This window comes from Micromonospora sp. WMMD998 (genome assembly GCF_029581235.1).
GTDB lineage: Bacteria > Actinomycetota > Actinomycetes > Mycobacteriales > Micromonosporaceae > Micromonospora.
The window spans coordinates 5,445,620-5,458,099 of record NZ_CP120740.1 but is presented as its reverse complement, the minus strand read 5'-3'; the positions used below and the strand labels follow the sequence as shown (position 1 = coordinate 5,458,099).

General features: G+C 74.0%; 9 protein-coding genes. 6 read left to right on the top strand and 3 right to left on the bottom strand.

The genetic code is table 11. The annotated features are described in order from the left end of the window. Window positions 1–54 precede the first annotated feature (54 nt). From O7619_RS24590 to O7619_RS24570, 5 genes are all read left to right on the top strand, one after another. Complete coding sequence (locus O7619_RS24590; RefSeq protein ID WP_282283666.1) at window positions 55–237, top strand: hypothetical protein; 183 nt, start codon at window positions 55–57, stop codon at window positions 235–237. Window positions 238–267: 30 nt separating this feature from the next. After that, complete coding sequence (locus tag O7619_RS24585; RefSeq protein WP_282283665.1) at window positions 268–999, top strand: methyltransferase domain-containing protein; 732 nt, start codon at window positions 268–270, stop codon at window positions 997–999. Next, entirely contained in the window at window positions 996–2,159 is a 1,164-nt protein-coding gene (locus tag O7619_RS24580; RefSeq protein ID WP_282283664.1) for a nucleotide pyrophosphatase/phosphodiesterase family protein, read from the top strand. Before O7619_RS24585 ends, O7619_RS24580 begins: the two co-directional genes overlap by 4 nt. 66 nt (window positions 2,160–2,225) lie before the next feature. After that, entirely contained in the window at window positions 2,226–3,488 is a 1,263-nt protein-coding gene (locus tag O7619_RS24575; RefSeq protein WP_282283662.1) for a DNA polymerase IV, read from the top strand. A 115-nt stretch (window positions 3,489–3,603) separates the two neighbouring features. Next, window positions 3,604–4,005: a DUF3040 domain-containing protein gene (locus O7619_RS24570; RefSeq protein ID WP_282283661.1), complete on the top strand. Its 402-nt coding sequence runs from the start codon at window positions 3,604–3,606 to the stop codon at window positions 4,003–4,005. Between the two features lie 190 nt (window positions 4,006–4,195). Here the strand turns inward: O7619_RS24570 and O7619_RS24565 are convergent, their stop codons facing one another. Genes O7619_RS24565 through O7619_RS24555 form a run of 3 tightly spaced genes read right to left on the bottom strand, consistent with a single transcriptional unit; the run spans window position 4,196 to window position 9,017 of the window. After that, a complete protein-coding gene (locus tag O7619_RS24565) occupies window positions 4,196–6,649 on the bottom strand; it encodes a DUF3488 and transglutaminase-like domain-containing protein (protein ID WP_282283660.1) in 2,454 nt (817 codons plus the stop codon). A 15-nt stretch (window positions 6,650–6,664) separates the two neighbouring features. Beyond that, a complete protein-coding gene (locus O7619_RS24560; protein WP_282283659.1) occupies window positions 6,665–7,963 on the bottom strand; it encodes a DUF58 domain-containing protein in 1,299 nt (432 codons plus the stop codon). 1 nt (window position 7,964) lies between these two features. Then, window positions 7,965–9,017 (bottom strand): MoxR family ATPase, encoded by a 1,053-nt coding sequence (locus O7619_RS24555; RefSeq protein ID WP_282283658.1) that lies wholly within the window; start codon window positions 9,015–9,017, stop codon window positions 7,965–7,967. 350 nt (window positions 9,018–9,367) lie between these two features. Here O7619_RS24555 and leuS point away from each other — a divergent pair, with 350 nt between their 5' ends. After that, window positions 9,368–12,208 (top strand): leucine--tRNA ligase, encoded by a 2,841-nt coding sequence (gene leuS / locus O7619_RS24550; RefSeq protein ID WP_282283657.1) that lies wholly within the window; start codon window positions 9,368–9,370, stop codon window positions 12,206–12,208. Window positions 12,209–12,480 lie beyond the last annotated feature (272 nt).

Here is a 12,480-nt window from a genome sequence, read left to right as displayed (position 1 = left end):
ACTCCCGGACACGGGTGGGCAGAGCGGCCCACCCGGGTATGGGGGATGAACCAGATGACCTTTCAGCGCACGTACCCCGGTGGCGTGGCCAACGCCCGACGGACCCGCCTGGGCGCCGGATGGGCGCCCACCCACGAGATCGAACCGCGCGAGCACCAGGTGACCGACGGCCCGGTGGCCAACGCCCAACGCTCCCGCGGCGTCGAGGAGGACCCGGCCGGCGGCGGCGAGTCCTGACGCCACCCCCCGGGTGACTAGGCTGCCCTCGTGGAGCAGACCCGAACCCTCACCCCCCGCACCGCCGTGATCTGGGCGGTGCTCCGGGCCGAGCTGGACCGGCGGGCCGGCGAACGACTCTCCGTGCTCGACGTCGGCGGCGGGACCGGCGGCTTCGCCGTGCCGCTCGCCGACGCCGGTCACCGGGTCACCGTGGTCGACGCCAGCCCCGACGCGCTCGCCGCGCTGACCCGCCGGGCCGCCGAGGCCGGGGTCGCCGATCGGGTACGCGCCACGCAGGGCGACGCCGACGCGCTCGCCGGGCTCGTCGAACCGGCCTCGGTGGACCTGGTGCTCTGCCACGCGGTCCTGGAGGTGGTCGACGACCCGGAGCCGGTGACTGCGGCGCTGGCCGCCGCGCTGCGCCCCGGTGGCGCGGCGAGCGTGCTCGTCGCCGCGCGGGCCGCCGCCGTGCTCGGCCGGGCGATCAACGGGCAGCTCGACGCCGCCGCCGCGCTCGCCGCCGACCCGCACGGTACCGCCGGCGGCCGGGACACCCTGCGCCGACGCTACGACGCCGACGGCGCGGGCGCGCTGCTCACCGCCGCCGGGCTCGTCGTCGAGGAGATCCACGGCGTGCGGGTGCTCGCCGACCTGCTCCCGGCGGCCGTGGCGGACGGTCAACCGGCCGCCCTGCTCGACCTGGAGTGCGCCCTGGCGGCGAAGCTGCCGTACCGGGACCTCGCCGCCCAGCTGCACCTGTTCGCCCGCCGCCCGGCATGACCGGCCCGGCGCCGGGTCCGCTCGACCGGGTCCCGCCCCGCTACGACGGCGGCAGCCTGGTCGACGTGCTGCCCAGCGCGCTGGCGCTGCTCGGGGTGCCCGGCGCGGTGGACCGGCTCGGCCTGGCACCCCGGCTGGCCGGGGTACGCCGGATCGCCGTGCTCCTGGTCGACGGGCTCGGCTGGTACCAGATCCCCACCGCCGCCCGGTACGCGCCGACGCTGGCCGGGCTGGCCGCCACCACCGGCGTCCCGCTCACCGCGGGTTTCCCGTCCACCACCCCGACCAGCCTGGTCGGCCTCGGCACCGGCGTGCCGCCGGGCGCGCACGGGGTGCTCGGCTTCACGGTCCGGGTGCCCGGCACCGACCGGGTGCTCACCCACGTCGACTGGGCCGGCGACCCCGACCCGTCCCGCTGGCAGCCGGTCCCCACCTGGTACGAGCGCGCCCGCGCGGCAGGTGTCGCGGTGACCGTGGTCAGCCGTCCCGAGTTCGCCGGCAGCGGCCTCACCCTGGCCGCCAACCGGGGCGGCGACTACCGGGGCGCGACCGGCATCGACGCGCTCGCCGCGCGGATGCTCACCGCGTTGGCCGCCGGCGCCGGTCCCACCCTGGTCTCCGGCTACCACCCCGACCTCGACCGGCACGGGCACCTCAGCGGCGTCGACTCCGCACCCTGGCGGACGGCCGCCGCCGAGGTGGACGCGCTGCTGGCCCGGCTGGTCGACGGGCTGCCGCCGGACGCCGCGCTGCTGGTCACCGCCGACCACGGCCAGCTCGACGTGCCGGCCGGGCACCGGTTCGACCTGGACACCGATTCGCGGCTGCGGGCCGGGGTGCGGGTGGTGGCCGGCGAGCCCCGGGTCCGCTACCTGCACACCGAGCGGGGCGCCGGGGCCGACGTGGTGGCCGCCTGGACGGCGGTGCTCGGCGGCGCGGCGGACGTGCTGACCCGCGCCGAAGCGGTGGCCGGCGGCTGGTTCGGGCCGGTGCCCGAGGCGCACCTGGCCCGGATCGGCGACGTGGTGGTGGTCTGCCGGGACACGTACGCGGTGGTCGCCACCCGCTCGGAGCCGCCGATGGCGTCGCGGCTGGTGGCCTACCACGGCGCGGACACCGCCGCGGAGATGACCGTCCCGCTGCTCGTCGTCCGGGGCTGACCGGCGGTCCGCTCGGACCGGGCTCGGCCGGCGGTCGTGTCGGACCGGCGGGTTAGCCTGCGGGGCATGGGTCGCAGCCAGTCGTTGCCCCGGGGTGGCGGAGACCCGCGCTTCGGGCCGGACGCCGACGACACCGGCTGCCCGATCCTGCACGTCGACATGGACGCGTTCTTCGCCTCGGTGGAGGTGCGTCGCCGTCCCGAGCTGCGCGGTCGTCCGGTGGTGGTGGGCGGTGTCGGCCCGCGCGGGGTGGTCAGCTCGGCCAGCTACGAGGCGCGGCGGTTCGGCGTACGCAGCGCGATGCCCACCGCCCGGGCCCGCGCGCTCTGCCCCGGCGCGGTCTACCTGCCGCCCGACTTCGCCGCCTACTCGGCGGCGTCCCGCGCGGTGATGCGGATATTCCGGGACGTCACGCCGCTTGTCGAGCCGCTCTCGCTGGACGAGGCGTTCCTCGACGTGGCGGGCGCCCGGCGGTTGTTCGGCCCGCCGGCGGCCATCGCCGCGCTGATCCGTCGCCGGGTGGCCGAGGAACAGCACCTGACCTGTTCGGTGGGGGTCGGGCCGAGCAAGTTCGTGGCGAAGCTCGGTTCCACCCGGGCCAAGCCGGACGGCCTGCTCGTGGTGCCCGCCGGCCAGGTGCTGGAGTTCCTGCACCCGCTGCCGGTGTCGGCGCTGTGGGGAGTGGGGGAGCGGTCGGCGGACGCGCTGCGCCGGCTCGGCCTGCGTACCGTGCGCGACCTGGCCGAGGCGCCGCCCGGCCTGCTGCGCCGGGCGGTGGGCGAGGCGTCCGCCACGCACCTGCACGAGCTGGCCTGGGGGCGGGACCCGCGCGGGGTGTCCCCGGAGCAGGTGGAGAAGTCGATCGGCGCGGAGGTCACCTTCGACACCGACGTCACCGACCCGGCGGAGATCCGGCGGGCCCTGCTCGCCCTCGCCGACAAGGCCGGCGCCCGGTTGCGGGCGGCCGGGCAGGTGGGGCGCACGGTGTCGCTGAAGGTGCGATTCGCCGATTTCCGCACGGTGAGCCGCTCCCGCACCCTCGCCGTGCCGACCGACACGGCCCGGGAGATGTTCGACACGGCCTGGGCGCTCTGGGGTGTTCTCGCCCCGCGCGAGCCGGTCCGCCTGGTGGGCGTGCGGATGGAGGGACTCGCCGTGGCGGAGGAGACGCCCCGGCAGCTCACCCTGGGTGCGCCGGAGCGCGGCTGGCGGGAGGCGGAGGCGGCGGCCGACGCGGCGGCTGCCCGTTTCGGGCGATCCGTCATAGGTCCGGCCAGTCTTCTCGGGCGGCGTGACAAGCACCGAGTCGAAAAACCGACCCGGCCGTAGGTCGTCCCGCTTTCCGACGCGCGAGCACCCTCGTAGACTTGCGGGTAAGCAGCCGGTTGGCTGCCACGGTCTGTCGGCCCGACCGGGCCGACCAACGTGACCGGGGAGGAGTGCCGTGCCGCTCTCGGAGCACGAGCAGCGGCTGTTCGAGCAGATCGAGCAGTCGCTTGCCGAGGATCCCAAGTTCGCCTCGGCTGTGCGCGCCAGCGACCCGCGTTTCCACGCGCGGCGTCGCGTGCTCGTCGCTGCCGGCGTGGTCGTCGTTGGTCTGGCCCTGTTGATCTACGGTGCCGTGATCAAGATTCCTGCGGTGGCCGTGGCGGGCTTCGTCGTCATGCTGGCCTCGTTGGGCTACGCGGTGCAGTCGCACCGCCGATCCCAGACGCCCGACCTGCACGTGGTGGGCGGCACAACGACAAGCCGGCGTCGTCCCCGTGGCCGCAGCGGCGGTCGCCGGGGCTCCTTCCTCGACCGGATGGAGGACCGTTGGCGGCAGCGCCCGGAGGGCCACCGCTGACCACGATCCACCGCTGACCGAGGCAGGCAGCGACGGACGCTTGCCGGCGTGTGCCGGCAGGCGCACTCGCCGCGCGCACTCCCTTCCCTCCCCGTCCTCCCCTGATTCACGGAAAGAGTGGTTATCCGGGCCCGGATAACCACTCTTTCCGTGAATCTGCGACAGCGGAGGGGGTGGGGGTGGGGGTGGGTCAGCGGGCCAGGAGGCGGCGGGGATTCCAGCGCAACAGCCGCTGCCGTACCTGACCCGTGGTGGTGACCAGTCGGGCCGACCGCTCGGCCAGGGCGGTCCGCCACCGGATCAGCACCGACGGCGGCAGCACCGCCGCCAGCAGCCGGGTCCGGCGGCTCGCGCCGGCCGCGAGGGCCCCGCGTACCGTCCGCAGCGCCGGCTGCAACTCCGCGCCGGTCAGCGGAGCACGGGCGTAGCGGGCCCGCTCCTCGGCCCGGCCCAGCAGTCGTACCCCGGTGGCCGCGCCCGCGTCGCCGGCAAGCGCCTCCCGGGCCAACCGCTCCGCGGTCGACCGCGGGGTCTCGGTGACGTCCACCGGGACGTGGAAGTCGACAAGCGTGTCCAGCAACTCGTCCCAGACGGCGTGCGCGTCGGCGCGGGCCGCCTCGGCGTCCACCCCGACCACCACCTCGCGGGTCTCGCCCCGCTGCCCGGGCACGGTCACGGCGGTGGCCGCCGGCACGGTCGCCCGGACCCGGCGCCGGCGGCGTAGCGCCGAGCGGCGCAGGGCCGGTAGGGCGAGCAACGCCAGCAGGACGAGCGCCCCGGCCAGCCACCACGGCCAGAGCGGCGCCCGCCGGGTCGGCCCGCTCTCGCCGAGCGTCAGGCCCTGGTCGGCGTCCTTGTCCAGGCGGTCCGGCTCGTTCGGGCCGGCGGACGGGTCGACCCCGCCGGGCGCGGCGCTGCTGCCGGGCGCGGGGGTGATCTCCTCCGGGGCGTTCGTGTCCGGCGCCCAGGACGACCGGACCGCACCCGGGATGCTCGCCGCCGGGGTGGCGTCGAACGGCACCCAGCCGATGCCGCCGAAGTAGACCTCGGTCCAGGCGTGCAGGTTCTGGTTGGTGAGCACGTAGGTGCCGCCGTCGACGTTGCTGCCGTTGGTGAACCCGACCGCCACCCGGGCCGGCACTCCGGCCTCCCGGACCAGCCAGGCCATCGCCGCGGCGTACTGCTGGCAGTAGCCGACCTTGGTGGCGAGGAAGTCGGTGATGTCATCCCCGCTGCTGCCGTTGCGGGTGGACAGCGCGTAGGTGAAGCCGTTCTCCGCGGAGAAGTAGTCGTAGACCGCCCGGACCTTGTCGTAGTCGGTCCGCTTGCCATCGACGAGCTGCTTGACCAGCCGCTCGACGGCCGGCACGGACGGCCGGGCGGTCTGGAGCGTCATGATCCGGCTGTCCGAGGGGAGGGACGGCGCGGCGCGCAGCGCCGACGGGCTGAACGTGGACCGCACGTAGTCGAAGGAGTAGCGCTTGCCGCGGGCGTTCTCCCGGTTGGAGAACACGACCTGCTGGTTCGGGTCGTACAGCCAGTAGTTGCTGAGGCCGTCGGTGTCGACCGGCTCGGCGTAGACGGGCATCAGCGGCATGTTCAGGTTCTTGGTCACCTCGACGGTGGCCCGGTAGCGCTGCTGCTCGACCCCGCGGGGAGCGCGCTCGCCCGGGTCGGGCAGGCCGCGGGTGACCGCCCGGCCGGTGGGCACGCGCGCCTGGAAACCGTTCGGCCGCAGGTCGTCCACCACGCCGAGACGCAGATAGAACGGGTTGGGCTCGTTGGTGGTGACCTTGACCAGGTCGAACCGCTCGCTCTGGTTGAGCTGACCGCTGAGCGCGGCGAACAGGTCGACCCGGCCCGGGTTGCCGCCCTGACCGGGCCGGCCGTTGCCCTCGCCGTTGCCGGCGCCGAGGGTGTCCATCAGGCCGCCGGTCATCCCCGGCACGGCCAGCGGCACCGCCACCGCCACCGCCACCCCGACCGCGGCCAGCCGGCGGCCGGCCGCGGCCAACGGCGACGCCTCCCAGACGTCGACGTCACGCCCCTCGCCGGTGAACCGGCGACCGAACCGGCGTACCCGGTCGACGTTGTCCGTGACCAACAGCCACAGGTAGCCGGCGGCGCCCACCACGAACGGGGTGGCGGGGACGCTGTCCACGTAGACCGCGACCGGCACCGAGTAGATGGCGAGCATCGGCAGCCCGGCCAGCGCCGGTCGGCGCAGCCCGACCGCGAGCACGTCCACCACCACGGCCACCCCGCCGATGCCGAGCACGGCCAGGAAGAGCAGCGAGTCGACGTCGGGCACTTCGACGCCGTAGGTGCGCATGTCCTCGAGCGAGGACGAGAGCAGGTCACCGAAGTGGACGAACGTGGCCGGGGTGGGCACGAACGCGAACACCTCGGTGCCGCCCGGGAAGACCCACGTCAGGCCCAGGGTCAGGCCGCCCAGCATGGCCAGAAGCTGACCCCACAGCGGAGCCCGGCCCAGCCGGCTCAGCGCCGCCGCGCCGGCCACCACGGAGACCACGATGGCCGCCTGGACCAGCCACGTCCAGCGCTCGAAGATCGCTGACAGCGGGGCCGCCGCCAGCAGGGTCGCCGCCGCGGCGACGAAGCCGATGTTGCGGTGCGGGGTCACCTGACCACCTCTCGGTTATCGCATGCCGCCGGCGACCGTCTCGGCCAGCGCCGCCCGCAGGGCGAAGCCCTGGGAGCCACGGCCGGCCTGCGGCCACAGCGCCGGCAGCCGGTTGCCGTGCTCCACCCCGATCACCCGCCAGCCGCTCTGCAGCAGCGCGAGCGCGGAGCTGCCGTGTGCCCGCTCCGCCTCGGCCCGGGCCTTCGGCGGCAGGTTCAGCCAGGTGTTGCTGTCGAGCAGGAACGCCACGCAGGTGGCGCCGTTGCCACGCAGCCCGGCCAGCAGCTCCGCCTCCGCGTCGCCGAGCGTGCCGAGGAGCGCGATGATCAGCCCGCCGTCGGCGCGCTGCCGGACCTGCTGCACCAGCGTGGTGATCTCGCCCCGCCGGTCGAGGTGCACCTCGGCCAGGTGGTCGAGGAGCAACCCGTCGCCGCCGGCCTCGGTGGCGCCGACGTCGGTGCCGGCACCGGTCACCAGGCGCAGCTTGTAGCCGGCCTGGCGCAGGTGCACGGCGATGCTGGCGGCGGCCGAGACGGCCCACTCGAAGCTGGCCGTCGGGCCCTCGCCCCGGTGGCCGGCGGCCCGGGTGTCCAGCACCACGGTCGCCCGGCTCTCCCACGGCTGCTCCTCGCGGCGCACCATCAGCTCGCCGGTGCGGGCGGTCGACTTCCAGTGCACCCGGCGCAGGTCGTCGCCCATCCGGTATTCCCGGGTGGCGGCGTCGTCCTCGCCGTGCACCGCCACCGAACGCGCGCGGCTGTCGCCGCTGCCGGCGTACTCGCCGGGCAACCGCACCGCGGGCAACGGGGTGACCTGCGGGATCACGGTGAGGTGGTCGGTGCTGGGGAAGGAGCGGGTCAGCTCGCACAGCCCGAACGGGTCGGTCAGCCGGATCACCAGCGGACCCACGTCGTAGCGACCGCGCACGTCGGCGCGGACCGTGTACGCCACGGAACTGGCCTGGTGCGCGCCGAGCCGCTCCAGCACCACCCGGGGGCGGCTGCCGAGCGCGTAGGGCAGCCGGTCCTCCAGCAGCAGCGTGCCGGTGGGCAACCGGGACAGGTTCTGCAGCCGCAGCACCACCCGGGAACTGGCCCCGACCGGCACCCGGTGCGGTCCGAGCGTGCGGTGGCAGGCCAGCTTGTAGCGGCTACGCCCGACGTACGCGGCGGCGAGCAACGGCAGGACGGCGAGCAGGACGGCCACCCGGAGCAGGTCCTTCTCGCCGAGGATGGCGGCGGAGATCGCGGCGGCGACCGCCGCCGCCAGGAAGGAGCGACCGCGGGTGGTCAGCCCGCGCAGGCCGTCACGCACGTCACGGCCTCCGCGGCTCGTACGGCCCGCGGCCGTTGCCGCCCCCGGGCCGGGTGTCGTACGGGGAACGCTGCCGGTCGTGCGGCAGCGGCAGGCGGTGCACCAGCTCGGCCACGATCGCGTCGGTGGTACGCCGGGCCAGTTGCGCGTCCGCGGTCGGGATGATGCGGTGCGCCAGCACCGGCACCGCCAGGGTCTGGAGGTCGTCCGGAAGGACGTAGTCGCGGCCCTCCAGGGCGGCGACCGCGCGGGCCGTGCGCAGCAGTTGCAGGGTGGCCCGCGGGGACGCGCCGAGTCGCAGGTCGGGCGCCTCGCGGGTGGCGGTCACCAGGTCGATGGCGTACTGCTTGACGGCGTCGGCGACGTGCACCTGACGGACGTGGCCGATCAGCCGGCGCACGGTGCCCGCGTCGGCGACCGGGCGCAGCGCCGGCAGCGGGTCGGTGGCGCCGTGCCCGTCGAGCATGGCCAGCTCGGCGCTCGGGTCCGGGTAGCCCATCGCGATGCGGGCGGTGAACCGGTCCCGCTGCGCCTCGGGCAGCGGGTAGGTCCCCTCCATCTCGATCGGGTTCTGCGTCGCGATCACCATGAACGGGGTCTGGAGCTGGTAGGTCACCCCGTCGACGGTGACCTGCCGTTCCTCCATGCACTCGAGCAGGGCCGACTGGGTCTTCGGCGAGGCCCGGTTGATCTCGTCGCCGACCACCAGGTTGGCGAAGACCGCGCCCGGGCGGAACTCGAAGTCGTGGGTCTCCTGGTTGTAGACGCTCACGCCGGTGACGTCGCTGGGCAGGAGGTCGGGGGTGAACTGGATGCGGCGGACGGAGCAGTCGATGGAGCGGGCCATCGCCTTGGCGAGCTTGGTCTTGCCGACGCCGGGAACGTCCTCGATGAGGAGGTGGCCCTCGGCCAGCAGCACCGCCAGGGCGAGTCGGACGGTGGCCGTCTTGCCCGCGATGACCTGCTCGATGTTGGTCACGACGGCTTCGCTGGCGGCGCGGAACTCGTCGTGCGGCAGCAGACCGCCCACCTCGTCCCAGGTCTGTTGTGTCACGGGCCTCCTCCTCGTCGCCGGAACGGCAGCTCTGTATAGAGCACCTGGACCCGCCGTTGGGTTCGCGACGCCGAGCCTCGTCTGCCGCACGCATCTCACTGGCCTCTCAGGCTAACCATGTTTCTCGTCAACGCCGACTCCCGCAGGTGGTCGGTCGGTTACACCCGGAAGATTCGCCGGACGGGGGATCGGGGTACACTGCGGGGCATGGCCGGAGTCTTCCTGCTTCTTACCGAGCCGTGCTGATGCGCTGAACGCGCGACAGCACGGCCGCCCCTCCTGCGCGAGGGGCTTTTTTGTGCCCGCAGCAGACCTCCACCACCCGACATGACCCGCGCCGAGGAGACGCCATGAGTGAGGCAGCCGCACCGGCCACCGACGTTCCCCCGTTCCGGTACACCGCCGCCCTGGCCGACGAGATCGAGCACCGCTGGCAGGAGACCTGGGCCCGGGAGGGCACCTTCCACGCGCCGAACCCGACCGGCCCGCTGGCCGATCCGGGTCACCCCCGCGCGGGCGCCGAGAAGCTGTACGTGCTGGACATGTTCCCCTACCCCTCGGGCGCCGGCCTGCACGTCGGCCACCCACTGGGCTACATCGGCACCGACTGCTACGCCCGCTACCAGCGGATGTCCGGGCGCAACGTGCTGCACGCGATGGGCTTCGACGCGTTCGGCCTGCCGGCCGAGCAGTACGCGGTGCAGACCGGCACCCACCCCCGCGCCACCACCGTCGCCAACATCGGGGTCTTCAAGGCGCAACTGCGCCGGCTGGGGCTGGGCCACGACGAGCGGCGTTCGGTGGCGACCATCGACACCGACTTCTACCGCTGGACGCAGTGGATCTTCCTGCAGATCTTCAACTCCTGGTACGACACGGACGCGAAGAAGGCCCGGCCGATCGCCGAGCTGATCGCCGAGTTCGAGGGCGGGAACCGTCCCACCCCGGACGGCCGACCGTGGGCCGAGCTGACCGTGGCCGAGCGCCGTCGCGTCGTCGACGACCACCGGCTGGCGTACGTCTCGGAGGCGCCGGTGAACTGGTGCCCGGGGCTGGGCACCGTGCTGGCCAACGAGGAGGTCACCGCCGACGGCCGCTCCGAGCGGGGCAACTTCCCGGTCTTCAAGCGCAACCTGAAGCAGTGGATGATGCGGATCACCGCGTACGGCGACCGGCTGCTGGACGACCTGGACACGCTGGACTGGCCGGAGCCGATCAAGCTGCAGCAGCGCAACTGGATCGGCCGGTCCACCGGCGCGCACATCGACTTCCCGACCGACGCCGCCCCGGTGCGGGTGTTCACGACCCGCCCGGACACGATCTTCGGCGCCACCTACATGGTGCTGGCGCCCGAGCACGAGCTGGTCGACGTGCTGACGCCGGCCGCCTGGCCGGAGGAGACGAAGGACGCCTGGACCGGTGGGCACGGCAGCCCCCGCGAGGCCGTCGAGGCGTACCGCAAGGCCGCCTCGGCCAAGACGGACGTCGAGCGGCAGGCGGACAGCAAGGAGAAGACGGGCGTCTTCGTCGGCGCGTACGCGACCAACCCGGTGACCGGCGGGCAGATCCCGATCTTCATCGCCGACTACGTGCTGGCCGGCTACGGCACCGGCGCGATCATGGCGGTGCCCGCGCAGGACGAGCGGGACTGGGCCTTCGCCGAGGTCTTCGACCTGCCGATCGTGCGCACCGTGGCCCCGCCGGAGGGCTTCGACGGCAAGGCGTTCACCGGCGACGGGCCGGCGATCAACAGCGCCGCCCCGGAGCGGGGCGTCGACCTGGACGGCCTGGGGGTGGCCGACGCCAAGGCGCGGATCATCGAGTGGCTGGAGGCGAACGGGCACGGCGCGGGCGCGGTCACCTGGCGGCTGCGCGACTGGCTGTTCTCCCGGCAGCGCTACTGGGGCGAGCCGTTCCCGATCGTCTACGACGAGTCAGGCGCGCCGATCGCGCTGCCGGAGTCGATGCTGCCGGTCGAGCTGCCCGAGGTGGACGACTTCTCGCCGAAGACGTTCGACCCGGAGGACGCCGCCAGCAACCCGGAGACCCCGCTGTCGCGGCGGCGCGACTGGGTGGAGGTGGAGCTGGACCTGGGTGACGGGCCGAAGCGCTACACCCGGGAGACGAACGTGATGCCGCAGTGGGCCGGCTCCTGCTGGTACGAGCTGCGCTACCTGGACCCGACGGACTCGCGGCGGTTTGCCGACCCGGCGAACGAGGCGTACTGGATGGGGCCGCAGCGACCCGGCGACTGCGGCGGCACCGACCTGTACGTCGGCGGCGCCGAGCACGCGGTGCTGCACCTGCTGTACGCCCGCTTCTGGCACAAGGTGCTGTTCGACCTGGGGCACGTCTCGTCGTTCGAGCCGTTCCGCAAGCTGTTCAACCAGGGCATGATCCAGGCGTACGCGTTCGTCGACGCCCGGGGCGCCTACGTGCCCGCCGAGGAGGTCGTCGAGGTCGACGGCCGCTGGTTCCACGGTGAGACCGAGGTCCGGCGCGAGTACGGCAAGATGGGCAAGTCGCTGAAGAACGTGGTCACCCCGGACGACATGTGCGCGGCGTACGGCGCGGACACGTTCCGGGTGTACGAGATGTCGATGGGCCCGCTGGAGGTGTCCCGCCCGTGGGAGACCCGGGCGGTGGTCGGCTCGTACCGCTTCCTGCAGCGGGTCTGGCGCGCCGTCGTCGACGAGCAGACCGGCGGGTCGCGGGTCACCGACGCCCCCGCCGAGGACGCGACCCGGCGGCTGCTGCACCGGGTGATCGACGGGGTCCGCGCCGACATGGACGCCATCCGGTTCAACACCGCCATCGCCAAGCTGATCGAGCTGACCAACGGCCTGACCCGGCTGGACGAGACGCCGCGCGAGGTGGCCGAGCCGCTGGTGCTGATGGTCGCCCCGTTCGCCCCGCACGTCGCCGAGGAGCTGTGGCGCCGGCTGGGCCACCAGACCTCGTTGGCGTACGCGGACTTCCCGGTGGCCGACGCGAGCCTGCTGGTGGCCGAGTCGGTGACCTACCCGGTGCAGGTCAACGGCAAGGTGCGCGGTCGGGTGGAGGTGCCGGCCGACGCGCCCGAGGACGCCGTCCGCGCGGCGGCGTTGGAGGCGGTCGCCGGCACGCTGGCCGGCAAGGAGCCCCGCAAGGTGATCGTGGTGAAGGGCCGGATGGTCTCGGTCGTCGCCTGACAGCGCCGTCTTCGAGGACTGGACGGACCGGCCGGGTCGGAAAGGGGTCTGCGGCGCCTACAAACTTGATGACGTGAATGACTCGCTCCTCCGCGATGGCAATCCACGTCCGTGCGGAGGCAGCCTGGCGTCCGTGCGGAGGCAACCACGCGCGTCCGCGCGGCTGAGTCATCTATGCCATCACGTTTGTAGGCAACAGAGGAGGCAGGTCCGGGCCGGACCGGAACGTGACATCGCGGACTCAGCGGTGCGGCGAAGTGGGGGGAAGGTGG